Origin of the sequence: Bacillus sp. FSL R9-9834 (assembly GCF_038006905.1) — a bacterium.
Lineage (GTDB): Bacteria > Bacillota > Bacilli > Bacillales > Bacillaceae_G > Bacillus_A > Bacillus_A pacificus.
This window is the reverse complement of record NZ_JBBOWD010000001.1, coordinates 4,117,253-4,140,555: the sequence shown is the minus strand read 5'-3', so window position 1 is coordinate 4,140,555 and position 23,303 is coordinate 4,117,253. Positions and strand designations below refer to the sequence as shown.

The following is a 23,303-nucleotide window of genomic DNA, read 5'->3' as shown; positions in this document are numbered from 1 at the left end:
ACATATGGGAATGATATCGTACAGACACAAACAACCCCACGCCCACATACACTTAGTAAAGACCACTATTTTGGCGGAGGTGAAAGGTTTGAGTCTATTCGCCGCAATTGGATATATGGTTCGAGAAGTGTTTGTTTTTGTTTCTTATGTGAAGAACAATGCGTTTCCGCAGCCGTTATCATCAGACGATGAGAGAAAGTACTTAGAGTTAATGGAGCAAGGTGATGCTCAAGCGAGGAATCTGTTAATTGAACATAATTTACGGCTTGTAGCTCATATCGTTAAAAAATTTGAAAACACAGGGGAAGATGCAGAAGATTTAATTTCAATTGGTACAATCGGGCTCATTAAAGCAATCGAGAGCTATTCAGCAGGAAAAGGCACAAAACTTGCGACATATGCAGCACGCTGTATTGAAAATGAAATTTTGATGCATTTACGTGTACTAAAGAAAACGAAAAAGGACGTTTCACTTCATGACCCAATCGGGCAAGATAAAGAGGGGAATGAAATATCGCTTATTGATATATTAAAATCAGAGTCTGAAGATGTAATTGATATGATCCAGCTGAGTATGGAGTTAGAAAAGATTAAAGAGTATATCGATATTTTAGACGAACGAGAGAAAGAAGTTATCGTGAAGCGTTTTGGACTGGGGCTTGATAAGGAGAAAACACAACGAGAGATTGCAAAGGCGCTTGGTATTTCCAGAAGCTACGTATCAAGAATTGAAAAGCGCGCTTTAATGAAAATGTTCCATGAATTTGTAAGAGCAGAGAAAGAGAAAAAAGCAAAAGAATAATGTACATTGCAAGCAGCCGTATTTTAAAATGGGCTGCTTTTCTTTTTGTAAATAAGGAAAGAAAAAGAGTTGTGTTCAGAAGAAATCCATGTTCACTGTTGAAAATGACGGATTCTATCTGTAATATTAGAAGGTGCTAAACAATTTAAGAATAATACCATACTTAGCTTTCTGCATCTATACTGAAACAGTTCTATATGATATGTGGGAATAAGAACCAATTTTACATATGATATAGGAGGAAAAGAAGGGAAAGCTAAAGTTATAGACTAATTAGGAGGTTCCGCAATTTGCGACGTACATTATATCGACTTATGATCGAACTTACAAATGGTCGTTTTACTTCTTATATATTACGTAAATTTGCACAATCTCGTTTAAGCTCTATCATTATTCCATCGTATGCGAAAGTGTTTCAAATTAATCAAGATGAGATGGAAAAGGGTTTGAAGGAATATAGAACATTGCATGAATTATTTACGCGTAAGCTAAAAGAAGGAAAGCGTAGTATTGATACAGCTGCATCGAGTATTGTTAGTCCTGTTGATGGTGTTTTTGCTGATCACGGTCCTATTGAGGAGACAAAAACATTTGATATTAAAGGCAAGCGTTATTCGATTGTGGATATGCTAGGTAATGAAGAACGTGCACAGCGATATGCAGGTGGTACATACATGGTTATTTATTTAAGCCCAAGTCATTATCATCGTATTCATAGTCCGCTTTCTGGTTCTGTGACTGAAAGATTTGTACTCGGTAGAAAATCATATCCGGTAAATGCAGCTGGTATGGAATACGGGAAAGAACCATTGTCAAAAAATTATCGTTCTGTTACAGAAGTGAATAGTGACGGTGAACATATGGCGCTTGTAAAAGTAGGAGCTATGTTTGTAAATAGTATTGAGCTGCTGCATGAAAGAGACACTGTTCAAAAAGGTGAAGAAATGGCATACTTTACATTCGGCTCAACGGTTGTGTTATTGTTTGAAAAAGATATGATAGAAGTAGTGCAAGAATTGAAGAGTGGACAAGAACTTCGCCTTGGTGAAAAAATTGCTACTCGATTGGCTCATAAGTAAAAAAGATTTTATAACTGTAAGCAAGATTTATGGACAAAGATGCGTAATGATGAAATTCCCTAGATGGGAGTACTTGTTTATTCGAGAGCCATCGCAGGATGGCTCTTTTTACAAGTTAGTTACTTAAAATTTCACTTTATATGTAATCAAGACGATTTGACGAGCTTGTCCTCTAATGAGCGTCTAATAATTTCTTGTTTTATAAGTAAAATGAAGTCGGGATTTAATTTTAGTTCTTTTGCTTTATAATAAGACTCAGTGAGTAACTCAGTAGATAACTGTTCCATATGTTTTGTTTTCAAGGTGAGTCACCTCCTAATAATATAAGGATTGATTCGTTGTTGCATTTAATGTACCAAAAAAATATGACAGTCACAAACGAGTGGTTATCCACATACCTAGGTGGATAAAATGTGTATAGATTGTTAGTAAATTCCAAATTAACTGAAAAATTAATGTGGAAAATGTGTACAATTTTATCCACAGGCCATATATCGAAATATGTTGTCGAAAAATTTTTATGAAAACTCCTCAAAGAGGTGAAAGAAATTGAAACTATTTTTACCAAATGAATATGTGAAAAATGTATATCATGTTCAACCAGAAGATTTGAAAAAACGTGGAATTAAAGGTGTTATTACTGATTTAGATAACACTTTAATTGAATGGGATCGTCCAAATGCAACGCCACAACTTGAAGAATGGTTTTTGAAAATGAAAGAGCAAGGCATTCAAGTAACGGTCGTTTCAAATAATAATGAGCAACGAGTGAAAGACTTTGCTGATCCATTAGGCATTCCATTTATTCATAGTGCACGTAAGCCATTTGTCCGTGCGTTTAAGCGTGCGATACAAGACATGCAGTTGCAGCCAGATGAAGTTGTAGTAATTGGAGATCAATTACTAACGGATGTGCTAGGTGGAAACCGAGTTGGACTTCATACAATTTTAGTTGTACCAGTAGCACAAACGGACGGATTAGTAACGCGCTTTAATCGAAAAATTGAACGAAGAATCATGAGAAACATGAAGAAAAAAGGTTTAATTAACTGGGAGGAATAAAGTTTGACTGAAACAATTAAATGTATTGGTTGCGGTGTAGAAATTCAAACAGAAGATAAAAATGAAGTGGGATATGCTCCTGCCTCATCTTTAGAAAAAGAACAAGTCATTTGTCAACGTTGTTTTCGATTGAAACATTATAACGAAATTCAAGATGTATCATTAACAGATGATGATTTCCTACGTATTCTAAACGGTATTGGAAAATCAGATGCGTTAGTAGTTAAGATTGTAGATATTTTTGATTTTAATGGTAGCTGGTTACCTGGCTTACATCGTTTCGTGGGAAATAATAAAGTATTACTTGTTGGGAATAAAGCTGATTTAATTCCTAAGTCAGTAAAACATGATAAAGTAAAGCATTGGATGCGCTATAGTGCAAAGCAGCTAGGATTAAAGCCAGAAGATGTCTTTTTAATTAGTGCAGCAAAGGGACAAGGGATTGCTGAGCTGGCAGATGCGATTGAGTATTACCGCGGCGGAAAAGATGTTTACGTTGTTGGATGTACAAATGTAGGGAAATCAACATTTATTAATCGTATGATTAAAGAATTTAGTGATGAGACTGAAAATGTAATTACAACATCTCATTTCCCAGGAACAACGCTTGATTTAATTGATATCCCGTTAGACGAAGAATCTTCTTTATATGATACGCCAGGTATTATTAACCACCATCAAATGGCTCATTATGTTGGAAAACAAAGCTTAAAGCTTATTACACCAACAAAAGAAATTAAGCCGATGGTATTCCAATTAAATGAAGAACAAACATTGTTCTTTAGCGGACTGGCACGTTTTGATTACGTAAGTGGCGGTCGTCGCGCATTTACTTGTCACTTCTCAAATCGTTTAACAATCCATCGTACAAAGCTTGAGAAAGCAGATGAATTGTATAAAAATCATGCAGGGGATTTACTAAGCCCGCCAACACCAGAAGAATTAGAAAATATGCCAGAGCTAGTGAAATACGAGTTTAATATTCGTGAACCAAAAACGGATGTTGTATTCTCTGGATTAGGATGGGTTACTGTGAACGAACCGGGAGCAAAAATTGTTGCACACGTACCAAAAGGAGTAAGTGTTTCATTGCGTAAATCTTTAATTTAATATGGAGAGGGATTTATGAAACAATTATATGGTGTAATCGGAAATCCAATTGGACATTCATTATCACCCGTTATGCATAACGATGCATTTGAACACTTGAATATGGATGCCCATTATCATGCCTTTCTTGTTAAAGAGGAAGTGCTAGGGGAAGCAGTAAGAGGTTTAAAAGCGTTAGGTATTTCAGGATTTAATGTAACAACTCCGCACAAAGTTGCGATTATGGATTATTTGGATGAGATTGACCCGCTAGCAAAACAAATTGGTGCAGTAAATACGGTGGTTCATAAGGATGGGAAATTGATTGGCTACAATACAGATGGAATTGGTTTTGTCCGAGCACTGCAATCCATTAGTAGTGAACCACTTCAAGAGAAACGTATTTTATTACTTGGCGCAGGCGGTGCTAGTCGAGCTATTTACTTTTCACTTGCTGATGTAGGTGTGAAAGAGATTGATGTAGCGAATCGTACGGTAGATAAGGCGAAGGAACTTATTACTGCATGTAAGGCTACTGTCCATTCTGTTGCTTTATCGCTAGAGAAAGCAACAGAAGAACAAGGGAATTATGATATTATCATTCAGACGACAACAATAGGTATGCATCCACGCGTCGAACATACGCCGTTACAAATTTCTTCGTTGAATAAGGGAACGATTGTATCAGATATAATTTATAATCCATTTGAAACGAAAATTTTATGTGAGGCGAAAGAGCAAGGTGCAATGATTCAAAATGGTATTGATATGTTTGTTTATCAAGGAGCGCTTGCATTTGAAATGTGGACAGGGCGTACGCCAAATATCGAACGAATGAAACAATTAGTTATAAGAAAGCTTGGAGGCTAACATATATGTTAACAGGAAAACAAAAAAGATTTTTACGTGCACAGGCACATCATTTAACACCAATTTTTCAAGTAGGAAAAGGCGGAGTAAATGAAAATATGATTAAACAAATCGCAGATACTTTAGAAGCTCGTGAGCTATTTAAAGTAAGTGTGCTACAAAACTGTGAATTCGATCGCCGTGAAGTTGCAGAAGAACTTGCAAAAGGTGCACGTGCTGAAATCGTTCAAGTAATTGGAAGCACAATCGTTTTATACAAAGAGTCAAGAGAAAATAAACAAATTAAGCTTCCTCGATAAAAAGATTAGCATGCGCTATTTTTATCGTTGATGCGTAATGATGTAGAGAGCGAAACCAATTGAACTTTTATTAATAGCAACTCTCTTCTGTTAGGAATGAAGAGAGTTGCTGTACGTAAAAGGAAGGGGCGTTTCTTTTGAGGAAAATTGGCATCATTGGCGGTACATTTGATCCGCCACATTATGGACATTTGCTCATTGCAAATGAAGTATATCATGCTTTGAATTTAGAAGAAGTATGGTTCTTACCGAACCAAATTCCGCCGCATAAACAAGGGCGGAATATTACAAGTGTAGAAAGTCGTTTGCAAATGTTAGAGCTTGCGACTGAGGAAGAGGAACATTTTTCTATTTGTTTAGAAGAGCTAAGCAGGAAGGGCCCATCTTATACGTATGACACTATGCTACAATTGACGAAGAAGCATCCGGATGTGCAGTTTCATTTTATTATTGGTGGAGATATGGTTGAGTATTTGCCGAAGTGGTATAACATTGAAATGTTACTTAATCTTGTAACGTTTGTTGGGGTTGCAAGACCTGGGTATACATTGCATACACCTTATCCTATCACCACTGTGGAAATTCCGGAGTTTGCTGTTTCTTCATCTTTATTACGTGAGAGATATAAAGAGAAGAAAACATGTAAATATTTACTTCCTGAAAAAGTACAGGTATATATCGAGAGGAATGGGTTGTATGAATCGTGAGAAAGCACTTCATATTGTGAAACAACAAATGCATGAAAAACGTTATATACACACAATTGGTGTAATGGAAACAGCAATTGAACTTGCTAAGTTATACGGTGTGGATGAAAAAAAAGCTGAAGTTGCAGCTATATTTCATGATTATGCGAAGTGTAGAGCGATTTCAGAGATGGAAGAGATCATTAAAAGTGAAGATTTGCCGAAAGATTTACTTTGTTATAACAAAGAGTTATGGCATGCACCTGTTGGGGCATACTTAGTAGAAAAAGAAGTAGGTATTACAGATCCTGAAATCCTACAAGCTATTACATATCATACAAGTGGTCATGAGAAAATGACGATGTTAGATAAAGTAATTTATGTAGCTGATTACATTGAGCCTGGGCGAAAGTTTCCAGGGGTGGAGGAAGCTCGTAAACTCGCATATACGGATATAGATCAAGCTTTATTATTTGCGCTAAAGAGAACAATTCAATTTTTAATGGAAAAAGATCAAACGATTTATCCATTAACATTCCAAACATACAATGCAGTTATCAAGGAGGAAATGAGTAAATGAAAGATAAAGATTTATTAGTATTAGCAGCAAAAGCAGCTGATGATAAGAGAGCGGAAGATATGGTTGTCCTAAATATGCAAGGTATTTCACCAATTGCAGATTATTTCATTATTTGTCACGGTAACTCAGATAAGCAAGTGCAAGCAATTGCGCGTGAAATTAAAGCGAAAGCACACGAGTTCCAAATCGACGTACAACGTATGGAAGGTTTTGACGAAGCTCGCTGGGTATTAGTTGACCTTGGAGATGTAGTTGCTCATGTATTCCATAAAGATGAGCGTAATCACTATAATTTAGAGCGTCTATGGGGCGATGTACCACGTGAAGATATTACAGAAGAGTTAGGCCAATGAACTACGAGCAATTTGCGTTGCTGTACGATGAACTAATGAATGATGTCCCCTATGATAAATGGGTGGAATTCACAGAGGAAAGCTTACAGCAAGCGGATGTGAAAGAGGCGAAGATTCTTGATGTAGCATGCGGTACTGGTAATGTAACGCTTCCGCTTGTACAAAAGGGTTACGATGTAATCGGTGTCGATCTTTCGGAAGAAATGTTAGCAGTCGCACAGCAAAAACTAGGCGAGGCAGGATATTTTATTCCTTTTTACCAACAAGACATGCGAGAGCTTGATGTTCCAGGTGAGTTTGACTGTGTAACGATCTTTTGTGATTCATTAAACTATGTATTGCAAGAAGATGGAGTGCAAGAAACATTCCGAAGAGTGTTTCATCATTTACGTCAAGATGGTTTGTTTTTATTTGATGTACATTCTTTATATAAAATACATCATGTATTTCAAAATGAAACATACACAGTGAATGGAGAAGAAATATCTCTTATTTGGAATTGCTTCCCTGGTGAAGATTCAAACAGTGTAGAACATGATTTAACATTCTTTGTTCAAGACCCAGAAGAAGATGTGTACCATCGTTTTGACGAATGTCACGTACAACGTGCATATCCGGTTGAAGAGTTAACGAAATGGCTTGAAGAAGCTGGTTTTACAGTGCTTCGTGTAACTGGTGACTTTGAGCGACTTGAAGTTACAGAACAAACAGAGCGTATTTTCTTCATGGCGAAGAAAAACGGATAAAACAAAAGCAACCGAGAAGGTTGCTTTTGTTTTGTGAAGAAGCTGTAATTTTAGTTGTAGAATAATAAGAAGATGATATACGTGAATTTTGAAAGTGCTAGTTTAAGTAAAAATGTAATGTGAAAAATTAAGTATTTATAAAAAGGATTTGGAATGACGATGACGTATTTATTATGTGTGTTTATTGAATTGCTGATCAACGCATTTTAAATCTTCATCAAATTTCTCGTGTGTCCGCTCGATTAATTTATGAAACATATCCCCAACATGTTCTTCTAAAACCCGAATACCTTCTCCTGTAACGCCGCCTTTCACACATACTTTTTCTTGTAAAGTAGGCAATGTGAAAATCCCTTTTTCGAGTAGTTTCCCCATTCCAACGACCATTTCACTTACTAAAGTAGTGGCTTCTTCATGTGTAATATTTGTTTTATCTACAGCAGCATTAATGAAACATTGTAATAAATAACTAAAGAATGCGGGGCCGCAGCTTGCTATATCAGATGAAACGCGCGTTATATCTTCTTCTATTATAAGGGGAGTAGAAATGTTTTTGAATAAGCGAAATAGTTTTTGTTGCCATTCTTCAGAGCAGTTACTTCCAAATGTAAATAGTGATGCGCCGGATAGGGCGCGGTTTGTAATGCTCGGAATAATACGAGCAACATGGCAAGGTACAAGTGTCTCTAATTGTGATGGAGATATTGGACTTGTGATAGAAACTAAGCACTTTTCATCAGAAAAATGTTCAGCGTATTTTTGCAAGATCGGGTATATATCTATCGGCTTTACGCAAATAAAAATAAGATGTGATCGTTCAATTACCTCATCAATAGTTTTGGCTATATGAACAGAAGGGTGTTTTTCCTTTATATGATATGCTTTGGCGGGCGTTCGATTAATAATCGTAAGGCACGAAGGTTTGACAGCACGGGTTTCTAAAAATGCATCGATTAGTATATTCCCCATGTTTCCTGTCCCTATAATTCCTATGTTCAATGTTTCATCCCTCCTTCGTAACAGCTTTCTCCTAAACAATATGAATGATGTTATAAATTTATGATTAGAGGTGAAAAATGATGTGGGATTTTCCAAAGAAATGGTTAGGATTAGCAGCTATTATTGGAACTGTGCTTTTTCTTCTTTTTTGGAAAACGAACGAGCATACAGAGCGATCAGTTATTGCAACGGATGTTCAAGAGAAAGATATAGAGAAGAAAAGTAAACCGAAAATATCGGATACAAAGCAGCAGAAAAAAATAATTGTAATTGATATGAAAGGGGCTGTTGTTAAAGAGGGGGTGTATGAAATGAAAGAAGGGGACCGGGTCAAGGATGCTATTGAAAAAGCAGGTGGTTTTTTGCCTGAGGCAGATAGGATGAAGGTAAATTTAGCACAAATGGTACAAGACCAAATGATTCTTTACGTACCGAATAAAAACGAACAAGTGCAAGAAATAGCTGCTGTTTCAAAGGGAGAGGGAAAAGTTCAAATAAATGCAGCTTCTAAAGAACAACTTGAAAAAATTACAGGTATTGGTTCTCGGAAAGCAGAAAGTATTTTGAAATATCGAGAGGAACATGGTCCGTTTCAAAAAATAGAAGATTTGTTAGAGATTGATGGGATTGGTGTGAAGTCTTTGGAGAAAATAAAAGATCAAATTATTATTCCGTAAAAGATTGACGAAGTTTTTCTCCATTCGCTACACTACAAGTAGACAAAAAAGTAGGTGAAGAATATGGAACGAATTTCATGGGATCAATATTTTATGACGCAAAGCCATTTGTTATCTTTACGTAGTACATGTACAAGGCTTGCAGTAGGAGCGACAATTGTTCGTGATAAACGAATTATTGCTGGTGGATATAATGGTTCAATTAAAGGTGGCGTACATTGTATAGATGATGGATGCTACGTTATTGATAATCATTGTGTTCGTACAATTCATGCAGAAATGAATGCTTTATTACAGTGTGCAAAATTTGGCGTGAAAACGGAGGAAGCGGAAATTTATGTTACGCATTTTCCTTGTTTACAATGTTGTAAGGCGATTATTCAAAGCGGTATTACAGCAGTTTATTATGCACAGGATTATAAAAATCATCCGTATGCCGTAGAGTTATTTGAAAAAGCGAATGTAACGGTGAAACACGTTCCGCTAGAATATGATATTGCAGCATTAGAGGATCAAAAGCGTCATATGGAGTTAAAAGAACTATTTGCATCTTTAGAAAAAGAGAACTTATCAATGGAAGAATTACAGCATGTATTCACGAAAGCAAAAATGATGCTATAAGGAGTGAGTATGAGTTGCAAGGACAATGGGGCTATGTTGCAATCTCATTTATAATAGGGATTGCAATTGCCTTCTCTTCTTCAGTTGTATGGCTGACTTGTTGTCTCGTTCTAAATGTTTTCTTTTGTTTGTATCGTACTCCGTGTAAAACCTTCTTTTATTGTATGATAGCGTGTTTAAGTGGCGCTATGTACACCACGTATGTTCAAGGGCAAAACAAGCCTCTGGGAGATTCCTACGAAGCTACAAGAGGGGTGATACATAATACACCTCTTATTAACGGAGATCGCCTCTCATTTCAAGTTGAAGATCAGAATAAAAATATAGTGCAGTTAAGTTACAAAATGAAATCAGCCTTGGAAAAGAAACAGATGCGACAATTACATGCAGGAGTATCATGTGTATTCGAAGGTGAGAGGAAAGAACCGCAAATAGCTCGGAATTTCCATGGGTTTAATTATCGTGATTATTTATATAAGCAAAATATTCATTTCATATTGGACGCTACATATATTTCTGAATGCCATAAAACATCGTTGTCACTCGTGCAATGGATTCTTCTCTTGAGGCAACAAGCAATCTCAGAAATTGCAGAAATGTTTCCAGAGCAATCAGGCGCTTTTATGAATGCATTAGTATTTGGTGATAGACAACAAATGACATTTGAAGTTGAAGAGCAATATCAACAATTCGGTCTCGTGCATTTATTGGCGATTTCAGGATCGCATATCGTATTGTTAATGGTAATCGTGTATTTTATTTTGCTAAGAAGTGGTGTGACAAGGGAGGGAGCAACGGTATGTCTTATCTTCTGTATTCCTCTGTATATGATTTTAGCAGGAGCGTCACCATCTGTTATAAGAGCTTCTATAACAGGAGTTTTTATGTTAATTGCTTTTATGTGTTCTATTCGTTTATCTAGCTTAGATGCTTTAAGTATAACAGCTATATGTATGCTTATATTTGATCCATATCTCGTGTTTAATATTGGCTTTCAGTTTTCTTTCGTCGGTAGTTTTGCTTTACTTTTATCTGCCCCGCTTTTACTAGAGAGTGGTAATGGAGTAATTCGAAATTCTATTTATATTTCTTTCATTTCACAGCTCGTTAGTACTCCGATTTTGTTATATCACTTCGGTTATTTTTCTCCATATAGTATTTTCTTAAATATCCTATACGTTCCGTTTTTATCTCTCGTTGTATTGCCGTGCAGTATTGTTATTTTGATATGTATACCGGTCATCCCGTTTCTTGCAAAAAGGCTTGCGAATGTACTATCAATAGGTTTGAATCTTTCTAATGATTTTTTAAGTTATTGTGAAAACTTACCATTTACCCGTCTTAATTTCGGACAAACACCTATACTTCTTGTGGCCTTATATTGCGTGAGTATTATTAGTATATTGATGGTTTGGGAAAGGCGAATGGCGAAGGGAATTCTGTTTATATCTGCAGGCGTATTTCTTTTTATTAGTACATGCCATTATGTATATCCGTATTTTCGAGAAAGTGGGAGTGTTACCTTTCTCGATGTTGGACAGGGAGATGCAATATTAATTCGCCTTCCGTATGATCAAGAGATTTACCTTATTGATACTGGTGGAACAATTCTTCCAAATAAGGAAGAATGGCAACGGAAAAAGCATGAATTTTCTGTCGGAAATGATATTTTGATTCCTTATTTACAAAAGGAAGGTATTAAAAAGATCGATAAATTAATTATAACGCATGGAGATGCGGATCATATAGGTGCTGCGCAACAGTTATTATCAAATATAACCGTAAAAGAAGTTGTATTTGGCCGAAAGGAACAAGATGCGGAATTAGAAAAAATAGTAAAGAAACAGGCTTTAGAAAAGAAAGTGAAAATAAGAGAAGTGAGAGAAGGAGAAAGTTGGAGCATAAATGGAGCGGAATTTTTCGTATTAGCGCCAACAGGGAAGGAGAGCAGTGAAAATAACGCTTCAATTGTAATGTTGGCAAAATTAGGAGGACTAACGTGGTTGTTTACAGGTGATTTAGAAGAAGAAGGCGAGAAGTTTTTAGTAGCTACGTATCCAGAGTTGCGAGCGGATGTTTTAAAGGTTGCTCATCATGGAAGTAATACGTCATCTACAACACCTTTTCTGAGCGTCGTACAGCCTAATATAGCGGTTATTTCTGTCGGTGAGCGTAATCGGTATGGGCACCCTCATAAGGATGTTATAGAGCGTTTTGAGAAGAGGGGGATTGAAATATGGCGTACGGATAAGCAAGGGGCTATCTCCTATGTTTTTAAAGGGGAAAACGGAACCTTTCGTAGCAAAATCACATATGATGAAACACATAATAGATAAAAAAGACTGCCAGTAAGCAGCAGTCTTTAAGAACCGATAAATTTAATAACAGTTGCAATGATGAAAAGTGTTGCGAAAAAACCAAATGAGACGATAAATCCTACCCCTGAATCAATAGCGTCATTGCGTTTACTTTGAACGTTTTGTTCAAAATCATTCATTTAGAATCCCTCCCCAACATTCCACTTTAGTATAAAATATTGTCAGAAAAAAATCTACAATTTCCATATGAAGAGAAATATAGCGTTTTTACTACTTTTAGATCATGAAGTAATGTGAATTTTTGTTTCCAAGCATGTTAACAGTTGGCACTTATACTCGAATTTTTATTGCGAATAATAAAGGGAAGGTGATTACCGCACACCAATAAGAAACCCGGGGCTTATTGCGTGGCGTTTAATATAAATAAAGGGACGGGTTATATTGCCTGTTCCTTTGTACTTGTAAAACAAAAGCTAGGGCATTAGTATAAATATATATTGCCAAGTTAGGGAGTAGGAAAAAGTATGAGTGATATACATAAAAAGATTAAAAAGAAGCAGTTTGCTCCGTTATATTTACTATATGGAACAGAAGCGTTTTTTATAAATGAAACGATAAAGCTTATTACAACAGAAGCGCTTGAAGAGGAAGATCGCGAGTTTAATGTTGTGACATATGATTTAGAAGAAGCATATTTAGAAGATGTGGTTGAGGATGCACGTACACTTCCTTTTTTCGGAGAACGTAAAGTGTTATTAATAAAATCACCACTCTTTTTAACTTCACAAAAAGAAAAGTTAGAACAAAATATAAAAATTTTAGAAGAATATATTGGGGAACCTTCTCCCTTTTCTATTCTTGTTTTTGTTGCGCCTTACGAAAAGCTGGATGAACGAAAAAAAATTACAAAACTATTAAAGAAAACAGCGGATGTAGTAGAAGCGAATGCAATGCAAGTGCAGGATGTTCAGAAGTGGATTATTGCTCGGGCAGATGAAGTGCATGTGCATATTGATCATGCGGCTGTTAGTTTGTTGTTAGAGCTTGTGGGAAGTAATGTAACGATGTTGGCGAAGGAAATGGACAAGTTAACGTTATATGTCGGTATGGGCGGAGATATTACACCGAAACTCGTTGCAGAGCTTGTGCCAAAATCAGTTGAACAAAATGTGTTTGCTTTGACAGAAAAAGTGGTAAAAAAAGATATCGCGGGTGCGATGCAAATTTTGGATGGATTATTTACGCAGCAGGAGGAACCTATTAAATTGCTTGCGTTATTAGTAAGTCAATTCCGTTTACTGCATCAAGTGAAAGAGTTACAGCAGCGTGGTTACGGTCAAAATCAAATCGCGTCTCATATTGGTGTGCATCCATATCGTGTAAAATTAGCGATGAATCAAACGAAGTTTTTCTCTTTTGAAGAATTAAAAAAAGTGATAATGGAATTAGCGGAAGCTGATTATAGTATGAAAACGGGAAAAATGGATAAGAAACTTGTGCTCGAGTTTTTCTTAATGCGGTTAAATCATATGTGATGAAACAAAAAAAGTTCACGTGCTAAGAGCGTGAACTTTTTTGTATATAAAAAAACGATCCGAATGGATCGTTTTTTAAACGCCTTACGCGTTTACTTGTTTCGCTAAGCGAGATTTTTGACGAGCTGCAGCGTTTTGGTGGATAAGACCTTTACGAGCTGCTTTGTCAAGTTTTTTAGAAGCAGTTTTGAAAGCTTCTTTAGCATTTTCAAGATCGTTATTAGTAACTAAAGCTTCTACAGTTTTAACAGCAGAACGCATGTCAGACTTGATAGAAGCGTTATGTGCACGACGCTCTTCGCTAAGTTTAGCGCGTTTGATAGCAGATTTGATGTTTGCCATACTTTTCACCTCCCTGGTGCAATCGAATGACTCGATTCTTAACATAGAACAAGTGATATTCTATCAAACGGTGAAGAGAATTGCAATAGTATATCTATGAAATTTCACGTAAAGGAAAGAATGACCTTATATAACTTTGGGAAATCTAACGATATTTACTATGAATGACGGAGGAGATACGATGAAAGAACCATTAGATTTAAGTAAATATAGTGTTAGAACGGACCTTGCTGTAGAGGCGCATCAAATGCTGCAAGAGCGTCAAGAAGAGCAAAAAGGGATAGAAGGCGTTATTGTAAAAGAGAGGGAAGAAGAAGGTATTACCGTTACAAAAGTTACAATTGATGAAGCTGCCTCTGACTCGATGGGTAAAAAACCTGGAAATTATTTAACGCTTGAAGTACAAGGTATACGTCAACAAGATACGGAGCTGCAACAAAAAGTAGAGCGTATTTTTGCAAAAGAATTTTCTTATTTCTTAGAAGAGGTTGGCGTTACGAAAGAAGCGAGTTGTTTAATTGTTGGTCTTGGAAATTGGAATGTAACGCCGGATGCGCTTGGACCGATAGTTGTAGAAAATGTATTGGTAACGAGACATTTGTTTCAATTGCAGCCTGAAAGTGTAGAAGAAGGGTTTAGGCCTGTTAGTGCAATTCGGCCGGGGGTAATGGGGATTACAGGGATTGAAACGAGCGATGTTATTTATGGAATCATTGAGAAGACAAAACCAGACTTTGTCATTGCAATTGATGCGTTAGCTGCTCGTTCTATTGAAAGGGTAAATAGTACGATACAAATTTCTGATACAGGAATTCATCCTGGGTCGGGTGTTGGGAATAAACGTAAGGAACTCAGTAAAGAAACATTAGGTATTCCTGTTATCGCAATTGGTGTTCCGACTGTGGTGGATGCCGTTTCGATTACAAGCGATACAATTGATTTTATTTTGAAACATTTTGGCCGGGAGATGAAAGAAGGAAATAAACCTTCCCGATCTTTGTTGCCGGCTGGTTTTACATTTGGAGAAAAGAAAAAATTAACAGAAGAGGATATGCCGGATGAAAAGAGCCGGAATATGTTTTTAGGTGCTGTAGGTACACTGGGAGATGAAGAGAAGAGAAAATTAATTTATGAAGTGTTATCTCCTCTTGGTCATAATTTAATGGTGACTCCGAAAGAAGTAGATGCCTTCATAGAGGATATGGCAAATGTAATAGCAAGTGGTTTAAATGCAGCGCTGCATCATCAAATTGACCAAGATAATACAGGAGCATATACACATTGATGGGAAGTGACGATAATCATGTAAGTCGCTTTTCGCTTTTATGTATATGTAGTGTGGCTATATGCTTACTTATGGTAATAGCAGGGGTGGCACTTGCAAATCATGGGTTGAAAAGTATGAAAGGTTATCAGCAAATGTCGTATGAACAAATCGCTCATATGACAGGAACAAAAGGTGAGGCCACTGAATCAGAAACTTTGGAGAGTTCGTTTTCCGCTACTGAAAAACAAAAACAATTAGAAAGCTTAAAAAGTTTTAATATTGTAGAAGGAATGGGTATGGCGATAGCAAGCGTTGCCTATGAAATAACAAAGTTTGGAACAGATATAGTTGTTGGGAAAGTAAAAGGGATTTTTAGTTAAGAGTCAAACGGAGGACGGTTGTTTTACAGGTTTGTAAGACAGCCGTTCTTTAATTTGAAAAAGGTTTGTCTCTTATGGTTTGTTCGCATAAGATATAAATAGAATGATTTGTATCGTAAGCAGCACGAGTTTTCATTGAATCTTTGCTGCTCTATTGATATAATCAGTGCTAGTGTATATTGGCGAGACTATTAGGAGTTGAGAACATAGATGAACAAAGAAGAAAGAGCAAAAAGACAGTCCAAAATTCGTAATTTCTCTATCATTGCTCATATTGACCACGGAAAGTCAACGTTAGCAGACCGTATTTTAGAGAAAACAAACGCGTTAACACAACGTGAAATGAAAGCTCAGTTGCTTGACTCTATGGATTTAGAGCGTGAGCGTGGTATTACAATTAAATTAAACGCAGTACAATTAAACTATAAAGCAAAAGACGGCGAAGAATATATTCTTCACTTAATTGATACACCAGGACACGTCGACTTTACGTACGAAGTATCTCGTAGTTTAGCGGCTTGTGAAGGTGCAATTCTTGTAGTAGATGCAGCGCAAGGTATTGAAGCGCAAACGTTAGCGAACGTATACTTAGCGCTTGATAACAATTTAGAAATTTTACCGGTTATTAATAAAATCGACTTACCAAGTGCAGACCCAGAGCGTGTACGCCAAGAGGTGGAAGATGTAATTGGGTTAGATGCATCAGAAGCTGTACTTGCTTCTGCAAAAGCTGGGATTGGTATCGAAGAGATTCTAGAACAAATCGTTGAAAAAGTGCCAGCACCAACAGGTGATTCAGAAGAACCGTTACAATGTATGATCTTTGACTCTTTATATGATCCATACCGCGGTGTAATTGCGTATATCCGTGTTGTAAATGGAACGGTAAAAGTTGGCGATAAAGTACGTATGATGGCAACTGGAAAAGAATTTGAAGTAACAGAAGTAGGTGTGTTTACACCGAAAACTACGCAACGTGATGAGTTAACAGTAGGTGATGTAGGTTTCTTAGCGGCATCGATTAAAAATGTTGGTGACACACGCGTTGGTGATACGATTACACATGCGAAACGTCCAGCAGCTGAGCCATTACCTGGTTACCGTAAATTAAATCCAATGGTATTCTGTGGTCTGTATCCGATTGACTCTGCACGTTACAACGACTTACGTGATGCGCTAGAGAAATTAGAATTAAACGATTCTGCTCTTGAGTTTGAGCCAGAAACATCTCAAGCGCTAGGATTTGGTTTCCGTTGTGGATTCTTAGGACTTCTTCATATGGAAATCATTCAAGAGCGTATTGAACGTGAATTTAAAATTGATTTAATTACAACAGCGCCAAGTGTTATTTATAAAGTATTCTTAACGAATGGTGAAGACATGATTGTCGATAACCCGTCTAATATGCCGGATCCACAGACAATTGATCGTGTTGAAGAGCCATTTGTTAAAGCGGCAATTATGGTTCCGAATGACTATGTTGGAGCTGTAATGGAAATTTGCCAAGGTAAACGCGGAACGTTTATTGATATGCAATATTTAGATGAAACGCGTGTTACATTGACATATGAAATCCCATTATCAGAAATCGTATATGACTTCTTCGATCAGTTGAAATCAAATACGAAAGGATATGCATCATTTGATTATGAGTTAATTGGTTACAAACCATCTAAACTTGTGAAAATGGATATTCTTTTAAATTCTGAGCAAGTCGATGCTCTATCATTTATCGTACACCGTGATTCAGCGTATGACCGTGGTAAAGTAATCGTAGAAAAATTAAAAGAATTAATTCCAAGACAGCAGTTCGAAGTGCCAATTCAAGCGACGATCGGAAACAAAGTTGTAGCGCGTTCTACAATTAAGGCGATGCGTAAAAACGTACTTGCGAAATGTTACGGTGGTGACATTTCTCGTAAGCGTAAACTTCTTGATAAGCAAAAAGAAGGTAAAAAACGTATGAAGTCTGTTGGTTCTGTAGAAGTACCGCAAGAAGCATTCATGGCTGTACTGAAAATGGATGACAACTAATAGTTGGAATGAAAAAAGAAGTCGTTTATGCGACTTCTTTTTTACGTATAATTACTTTTTAGACATCTGAGTAGCTCTCATTTACAATAGTGAGAGAGCTTTTTAGTTCATATAGAGTTAGGAGTTTGTTAATGTCCGAAAATATTCGAAAAGATATTCAAGAAAAAATACAAAATGGCAATTTTAATTGTGAAAAGGAATTGACGCTTTCTATTATTAGTGGAAAGTGGAAAGTTGTAATATTATGGCATCTTGGTGTGGAAGGGCCTCATCGTTTTAGTGAATTACAACGATTATTTCCGAGCATTTCTCATAAAGTTTTGTCAAACCAATTAAAAGAGTTAATGGAAGATGGGATTGTTGATCGAACAGTATACCCAGAAATTCCTCCGCGAGTGGAATATTATATGACGGAATTAGGCATGTCGCTTTTACCAATCGTTGAAATGATGTATGATTGGGGAAAAATGCGAATGGAACAAATTCGTAATACGTTAGAGAAGTAAAAGAAGCCTCCCGAGCGCGGAGGTTTTCTTTTTAGAAAGGTAGGAGTTATTTTTGGTGCAAGCTGCATATATTCATATTCCGTTTTGTCAGCATATTTGTCACTATTGTGATTTTAATAAAGTGTTTATTGAACGCCAGCCGGTCGATCAATATTTAGAGTATTTAGAGAAAGAAATAATAAATACAGTTCAAAAGGTACCGTTTGATAGTATGAAAACGATTTTTGTTGGCGGGGGAACTCCGACAGCATTAAATATGGAACAGACAAAGAAATTATTAGATATTATAAATCGTCGTTTACGTCCGTTTGCCCCGAATTGTGAATTAACATTTGAAGCGAATCCAGGTGATTTGCCGAAAGAGAAATTAAATGTATTGCTAGAAGGTGGAGTGAACCGAATTAGTTTTGGGGTGCAAACATTTCGAGATGAATTGCTTGAGAAAATCGGACGTAAGCATACGAGAGAAGATGCGTTTGTAGCAATTAGAGAAGCGCAGGAAGTAGGCTTTAAAAATATAAATGTAGATATTATTTATGCTCTGCCAGGACAGACGATAGAAGATGTAAAAGAAACATTAGACATTGCTTTTACGCTTGGTGTACAACATTTCTCGGCATATTCATTAATTGTGGAACCGAAAACAGTATTTTATAACTTAATGAATAAAGGGAAATTAAGACTTCCAGGTGAAGACCATGAAGCGAAAATGTACGAAATGGTAATGGATGAAATGGAGAAACATGGCTATACCCAGTATGAAATTAGTAATTTTTCAAAAGGTAATAATGAAAGTAGACATAATCTCACATACTGGAATAATGAAGAGTATTATGGATTTGGAGCTGGAGCGCATAGTTATGTAAATGGAGAACGTATCCAAAATGTAGGGCCGCTCAAGCAATATTTCAATAAGATCGATGAAACCGGATTTCCGTATTTAGATGTTCATGTGGTGACGGAGAAAGAAAAAATGGAAGAAGAGTTGTTCTTAGGACTCCGAAAAACAAAAGGTGTATCTAAAATAGCGTTTCAAAAGAAATTTAATATGGAAATGGATCAAGTTTTCGCGAAGCAGTTACAAAACAACCAAGAACAAGGATTGCTTGAAGAGAGCGATGGATATGTTCGTTTAACGCGAAAAGGAAAATTATTAGGGAATGAAGTATTCCAATCATTTTTGATTGACTAATTAAATGTTCCATTAACGTGAAAAAGTTTCATTATTTCGTGACGTTTCCGTTGACAATTGAATGTCAATTTTGGTAAGTTATTAATAGATTTAGCACTCGAAGACAAAGAGTGCTAACAGAGGTGATGATGAGATGCTTACGGAACGTCAGCTCTTAATTTTACAAACAATTATTGATGACTTTATTGGATCAGCGCAACCTGTTGGGTCAAGGACGTTGGCTAAAAAAGATGAAATTACATTTAGTTCAGCTACTATACGAAATGAAATGGCTGATTTAGAGGAACTAGGATTTATTGAGAAAACGCATAGTTCTTCTGGACGTGTTCCTTCTGAAAAAGGATATCGATTTTATGTAGACCATCTTTTAGCGCCGCAAAATTTACCGAACGATGAAATTGTACAAATTAAAGATTTATTTGCTGAAAGAATTTTTGAAGCGGAAAAGATTGCACAACAATCAGCTCAAATTTTATCAGAGCTTACAAATTATACGGCCATTGTTCTTGGACCGAAGTTAAGCACAAATAAACTTAAAAACGTACAAATTGTTCCGCTTGATCGTCAAACTGCAGTCGCTATTATTGTAACGGATACAGGGCATGTACAAAGCAAAACGATTACCGTTCCGGAATCTGTTGATTTATCAGATTTAGAAAAAATGGTTAATATTTTAAATGAAAAGCTATCGGGCGTACCAATGTCGGAACTCCATAATAAAATCTTTAAGGAGATTGTTACGGTATTGCGTGGGTATGTTCATAATTACGATAGTGCAATAAAAATATTGGATGGTACATTTCAAGTTCCGTTATCGGAAAAGATATACTTTGGAGGGAAGGCAAATATGCTTTCGCAACCAGAGTTTCATGACATTCAAAAAGTTAGATCTTTACTTACCATGATTGATAACGAAGCTGAGTTTTATGATATTTTGCGTCATAAACAAGTTGGTATTCAAGTGAAAATTGGTAGGGAAAACTCTTCAACGGCTATGGAGGATTGCAGTTTAATTTCTGCAACATATTCAATCGGAGAAGAACAGGTTGGAACAATTGCAATTTTAGGTCCAACGAGAATGCAATACTCTCGTGTAATTAGTTTGTTGCAGTTATTTACAAGGCAAATTACAGACGGACTAAAAAAATAAAAAATAAAGAATAAAGAAGAATACATTCGCTCAAGTGATAAGCAATACATCACTGTGTGTAATATATAACTATACTTAGGTAATCATGCTATGCATGATACCTAATACCTTTTAAGGAGGTGAAAATTGTGGAAGAGCGTAACGAACAAGTTGTAGAAGAAGTGAAAGAAGAAGTAAAAGAAGCACAAGTTGAAGAAGCCGTAACATCTGAAGACAGCGAAGAATCTGTTGAAGAAAAAAGTGAGGCTGCTCTTTTACAAGAAAAAGTAGATGAATTGCAAGCGAAACTGACGGAAACGGAAGGCCGTATGCTACGTCTACAAGCTGATTTTGAAAATTATAAGCGTCGTGTTCAAATGGATAAACAGGCTGCTGAAAAATATAGAGCACAAAGTCTTGTTTCAGATATTTTGCCAGCTCTTGATAATTTTGAAAGAGCGATGCAAGTGGAAGCAAATGATGAGCAAATGAAGTCCTTATTACAAGGGATGGAAATGGTATATCGTCAATTGTTAGAAGCGATGACAAAAGAAGGTGTAGAAGCGATTGAAGCTGTTGGTAAACAGTTTGATCCTCATGAACACCAAGCTGTTATGCAAGTAGAAGACAGCGAATTTGAATCAAATGCGGTTGTGGAAGAATTCCAAAAAGGTTATAAATTAAAAGACCGTGTAATTCGCCCATCGATGGTAAAAGTAAATCAATAATTTACATAAAAGTAGGAGGATTCGCCATGAGTAAAATTATCGGTATTGACTTAGGTACAACAAACTCTTGTGTAGCTGTTATGGAAGGTGGAGAACCAAAGGTTATCCCAAATCCAGAAGGAAACCGTACAACACCTTCTGTTGTAGCTTTCAAAAATGAAGAACGTCAAGTTGGGGAAGTAGCAAAGCGTCAAGCAATTACAAACCCAAATACAATCATGTCTGTTAAACGTCATATGGGTACAGACTACAAAGTAGAAATCGAGGGTAAAGAATATACACCTCAAGAAATTTCTGCAATCATTTTACAAAACTTAAAAGCTTCTGCTGAAGCATATTTAGGTGAAACAGTAACGAAAGCTGTTATTACAGTACCTGCATACTTCAACGATGCAGAGCGTCAAGCAACGAAAGATGCTGGTCGTATCGCTGGTTTAGAAGTTGAACGTATCATTAACGAACCAACAGCAGCAGCGCTTGCTTACGGTTTAGAAAAACAAGATGAAGAGCAAAAAATCTTAGTATATGACTTAGGTGGCGGTACATTTGACGTATCTATCCTTGAGTTAGCAGATGGAACATTTGAAGTTATTTCAACTGCTGGTGACAACCGTCTTGGTGGAGATGACTTTGACCAAGTTATCATCGATCACTTAGTAGCTGAGTTCAAAAAAGAAAATAACATTGATTTAAGCCAAGATAAAATGGCACTTCAACGTTTGAAAGATGCAGCTGAAAAAGCGAAAAAAGATCTTTCAGGTGTAACACAAACACAAATTTCATTGCCATTCATTAGTGCTGGAGCTGCTGGTCCATTACACTTAGAATTAACATTAACAAGAGCGAAATTCGAAGAGCTTTCAGCAAACCTTGTTGAAAGAACATTAGAACCAACTCGTCGTGCTTTAAAAGATGCTGGTCTATCTGCAAGTGAATTAGATCGCGTTATCCTTGTAGGTGGTTCTACTCGTATCCCAGCTGTACAAGAAGCTATTAAACGTGAAACTGGTAAAGAACCATATAAAGGTGTAAACCCGGATGAAGTTGTAGCATTAGGTGCTGCAGTTCAAGGTGGCGTACTTACTGGTGATGTAGAAGGCGTACTATTATTAGATGTAACTCCACTTTCTTTAGGTATTGAAACTATGGGTGGTGTGTTCACGAAACTAATCGAGCGTAACACTACAATTCCAACAAGTAAATCACAAGTATTCTCAACAGCTGCTGATAACCAACCAGCAGTAGACATTCACGTATTACAAGGTGAGCGTCCAATGTCAGCTGACAACAAAACGTTAGGACGTTTCCAATTAACGGATATCCCACCAGCACCACGTGGTATTCCACAAATCGAAGTAACATTCGATATTGATGCGAACGGTATCGTTAACGTACGTGCAAAAGATTTAGGAACAAGCAAAGAACAAGCTATTACAATCCAATCTTCTTCAGGTCTTTCTGATGAAGAAGTAGATCGTATGGTAAAAGAAGCAGAAGCAAACGCTGACGCTGACCAAAAACGTAAGGAAGAAGTTGAACTTCGTAACGAAGCTGACCAACTTGTATTCCAAACAGATAAAGTTGTAAAAGATTTAGAAGGTAAAGTAGATGCAGCTGAAGTTGCAAAAGCAACAGAAGCGAAAGAAGCATTACAAGCTGCGATTGAGAAGAACGAGCTTGAGGAAATCCGTGCGAAAAAAGACGCTTTACAAGAAATCGTACAACAACTAACTGTTAAACTATATGAGCAAGCTCAAGCAGCTGCAGGGCAAGCAGAAGGTGCACAAGGAGCACAAGATGCTGGCGCGAAGAAAGACAATGTAGTAGACGCTGAGTTTGAAGAAGTAAAAGAAGACAAGTAATTCAACTGTAAACATAATAAGTAAGATGACAAAAAGTCAAAGTCAAGCGTGCCTTGGCTTTGGCTTTTTTCACGAATGAGAAGGAATGTGTGAGGGTCTTAAGTTTTTTACTTTGCATACTGTAAGTGAGGAAACTTTGTTGCAAAG

General features: G+C 36.7%; 26 protein-coding genes. 22 read left to right on the top strand and 4 right to left on the bottom strand.

Annotated elements, in window-relative coordinates:
- Positions 1-88: 88 nt before the first annotated feature.
- Positions 89-802 (top strand): RNA polymerase sporulation sigma factor SigK, encoded by a 714-nt coding sequence (gene sigK, locus MKY00_RS21615; protein WP_000051382.1) that lies wholly within the window; start codon positions 89-91, stop codon positions 800-802.
- 290 nt (positions 803-1,092) lie between these two features.
- On the top strand, positions 1,093-1,881 hold the full coding sequence (locus tag MKY00_RS21610; protein ID WP_016718503.1) for a phosphatidylserine decarboxylase: 789 nt from the start codon (positions 1,093-1,095) through the stop codon (positions 1,879-1,881).
- A 146-nt stretch (positions 1,882-2,027) separates the two neighbouring features.
- On the opposite strand, the gene MKY00_RS21605 is transcribed toward MKY00_RS21610, so the two are convergent.
- Entirely contained in the window at positions 2,028-2,183 is a 156-nt protein-coding gene (locus MKY00_RS21605; RefSeq protein WP_000850094.1) for a sporulation histidine kinase inhibitor Sda, read from the bottom strand.
- 247 nt (positions 2,184-2,430) lie between these two features.
- Between MKY00_RS21605 and MKY00_RS21600 the strand changes: the two genes are divergently transcribed.
- From MKY00_RS21600 to MKY00_RS21565, 8 genes are all read left to right on the top strand, one after another.
- Positions 2,431-2,943: a YqeG family HAD IIIA-type phosphatase gene (locus tag MKY00_RS21600; RefSeq protein WP_000765306.1), complete on the top strand. Its 513-nt coding sequence runs from the start codon at positions 2,431-2,433 to the stop codon at positions 2,941-2,943.
- A 3-nt stretch (positions 2,944-2,946) separates the two neighbouring features.
- A complete protein-coding gene (gene yqeH / locus MKY00_RS21595; protein ID WP_000140795.1) occupies positions 2,947-4,053 on the top strand; it encodes a ribosome biogenesis GTPase YqeH in 1,107 nt (368 codons plus the stop codon).
- A gap of 15 nt (positions 4,054-4,068) precedes the next feature.
- Entirely contained in the window at positions 4,069-4,902 is an 834-nt protein-coding gene (gene aroE, locus MKY00_RS21590; protein WP_000812093.1) for a shikimate dehydrogenase, read from the top strand.
- 5 nt (positions 4,903-4,907) lie between these two features.
- Positions 4,908-5,201, top strand: coding sequence for a ribosome assembly RNA-binding protein YhbY (yhbY, locus tag MKY00_RS21585; RefSeq protein ID WP_000955224.1), 294 nt, complete (start codon positions 4,908-4,910; stop codon positions 5,199-5,201).
- A 137-nt stretch (positions 5,202-5,338) separates the two neighbouring features.
- On the top strand, positions 5,339-5,908 hold the full coding sequence (gene nadD / locus MKY00_RS21580) for a nicotinate-nucleotide adenylyltransferase (RefSeq protein WP_001226059.1): 570 nt from the start codon (positions 5,339-5,341) through the stop codon (positions 5,906-5,908).
- Positions 5,898-6,467, top strand: a complete 570-nt coding sequence (gene yqeK / locus MKY00_RS21575; protein WP_001078362.1) for a bis(5'-nucleosyl)-tetraphosphatase (symmetrical) YqeK — start codon at positions 5,898-5,900, stop codon at positions 6,465-6,467. The genes nadD and yqeK overlap by 11 nt, the downstream gene beginning before the upstream one ends.
- Positions 6,464-6,820, top strand: a complete 357-nt coding sequence (rsfS, locus tag MKY00_RS21570; protein WP_000653200.1) for a ribosome silencing factor — start codon at positions 6,464-6,466, stop codon at positions 6,818-6,820. The genes yqeK and rsfS overlap by 4 nt, the downstream gene beginning before the upstream one ends.
- Positions 6,817-7,566 (top strand): class I SAM-dependent DNA methyltransferase, encoded by a 750-nt coding sequence (locus MKY00_RS21565; RefSeq protein ID WP_001105574.1) that lies wholly within the window; start codon positions 6,817-6,819, stop codon positions 7,564-7,566. Before rsfS ends, MKY00_RS21565 begins: the two co-directional genes overlap by 4 nt.
- A 171-nt stretch (positions 7,567-7,737) precedes the next feature.
- Here MKY00_RS21565 and comER read toward each other — a convergent pair whose 3' ends face one another.
- Complete coding sequence (comER, locus tag MKY00_RS21560) at positions 7,738-8,565, bottom strand: late competence protein ComER (protein WP_341035233.1); 828 nt, start codon at positions 8,563-8,565, stop codon at positions 7,738-7,740.
- Positions 8,566-8,642: 77 nt separating this feature from the next.
- On the opposite strand from comER, the gene MKY00_RS21555 reads away from it, so the two are divergent.
- The 3 genes from MKY00_RS21555 (at position 8,643) to MKY00_RS21545 (ending at position 12,199) form a co-directional block, all read left to right on the top strand.
- Positions 8,643-9,242 (top strand): helix-hairpin-helix domain-containing protein, encoded by a 600-nt coding sequence (locus MKY00_RS21555; RefSeq protein WP_029141195.1) that lies wholly within the window; start codon positions 8,643-8,645, stop codon positions 9,240-9,242.
- 63 nt (positions 9,243-9,305) lie between these two features.
- Positions 9,306-9,863 carry a ComE operon protein 2 gene (locus MKY00_RS21550; protein ID WP_000439783.1) on the top strand — a complete coding sequence of 186 codons (558 nt, stop codon included), beginning with the start codon at positions 9,306-9,308 and terminating at the stop codon, positions 9,861-9,863.
- Positions 9,864-9,877: 14 nt separating this feature from the next.
- Positions 9,878-12,199 carry a DNA internalization-related competence protein ComEC/Rec2 gene (locus MKY00_RS21545; RefSeq protein ID WP_016718501.1) on the top strand — a complete coding sequence of 774 codons (2,322 nt, stop codon included), beginning with the start codon at positions 9,878-9,880 and terminating at the stop codon, positions 12,197-12,199.
- Between the two features lie 26 nt (positions 12,200-12,225).
- On the opposite strand, the gene MKY00_RS21540 is transcribed toward MKY00_RS21545, so the two are convergent.
- On the bottom strand, positions 12,226-12,360 hold the full coding sequence (locus tag MKY00_RS21540; protein ID WP_000997609.1) for a YqzM family protein: 135 nt from the start codon (positions 12,358-12,360) through the stop codon (positions 12,226-12,228).
- A 345-nt stretch (positions 12,361-12,705) separates the two neighbouring features.
- Here MKY00_RS21540 and holA point away from each other — a divergent pair, with 345 nt between their 5' ends.
- On the top strand, positions 12,706-13,716 hold the full coding sequence (gene holA, locus MKY00_RS21535; RefSeq protein WP_016718500.1) for a DNA polymerase III subunit delta: 1,011 nt from the start codon (positions 12,706-12,708) through the stop codon (positions 13,714-13,716).
- Positions 13,717-13,800: 84 nt separating this feature from the next.
- Here the strand turns inward: holA and rpsT are convergent, their stop codons facing one another.
- Positions 13,801-14,058 (bottom strand): 30S ribosomal protein S20, encoded by a 258-nt coding sequence (gene rpsT / locus MKY00_RS21530; RefSeq protein ID WP_001274011.1) that lies wholly within the window; start codon positions 14,056-14,058, stop codon positions 13,801-13,803.
- A gap of 181 nt (positions 14,059-14,239) precedes the next feature.
- Here rpsT and gpr point away from each other — a divergent pair, with 181 nt between their 5' ends.
- From gpr to dnaK, 8 genes are all read left to right on the top strand, one after another.
- A complete protein-coding gene (gpr, locus tag MKY00_RS21525) occupies positions 14,240-15,343 on the top strand; it encodes a GPR endopeptidase (RefSeq protein ID WP_000662630.1) in 1,104 nt (367 codons plus the stop codon).
- Positions 15,343-15,705: a YqxA family protein gene (locus tag MKY00_RS21520; protein ID WP_016718499.1), complete on the top strand. Its 363-nt coding sequence runs from the start codon at positions 15,343-15,345 to the stop codon at positions 15,703-15,705. Before gpr ends, MKY00_RS21520 begins: the two co-directional genes overlap by 1 nt.
- Positions 15,706-15,915: 210 nt before the next feature.
- Positions 15,916-17,739, top strand: coding sequence for an elongation factor 4 (gene lepA / locus MKY00_RS21515; RefSeq protein ID WP_001030957.1), 1,824 nt, complete (start codon positions 15,916-15,918; stop codon positions 17,737-17,739).
- 131 nt (positions 17,740-17,870) lie between these two features.
- Entirely contained in the window at positions 17,871-18,245 is a 375-nt protein-coding gene (locus MKY00_RS21510) for a winged helix-turn-helix transcriptional regulator (RefSeq protein WP_001293546.1), read from the top strand.
- A gap of 52 nt (positions 18,246-18,297) precedes the next feature.
- The gene (hemW, locus tag MKY00_RS21505; protein ID WP_016718498.1) at positions 18,298-19,437 is read left to right on the top strand and encodes a radical SAM family heme chaperone HemW; all 1,140 of its coding nucleotides are present in this window, start codon (positions 18,298-18,300) and stop codon (positions 19,435-19,437) included.
- Positions 19,438-19,570: 133 nt separating this feature from the next.
- Positions 19,571-20,587, top strand: coding sequence for a heat-inducible transcriptional repressor HrcA (hrcA, locus tag MKY00_RS21500; protein WP_000954951.1), 1,017 nt, complete (start codon positions 19,571-19,573; stop codon positions 20,585-20,587).
- 128 nt (positions 20,588-20,715) lie between these two features.
- Positions 20,716-21,294, top strand: a complete 579-nt coding sequence (gene grpE / locus MKY00_RS21495) for a nucleotide exchange factor GrpE (protein WP_000392719.1) — start codon at positions 20,716-20,718, stop codon at positions 21,292-21,294.
- A gap of 26 nt (positions 21,295-21,320) precedes the next feature.
- On the top strand, positions 21,321-23,156 hold the full coding sequence (dnaK, locus tag MKY00_RS21490) for a chaperone protein DnaK (protein ID WP_000034690.1): 1,836 nt from the start codon (positions 21,321-21,323) through the stop codon (positions 23,154-23,156).
- The last annotated feature ends 147 nt before the right edge of the window (positions 23,157-23,303 follow it).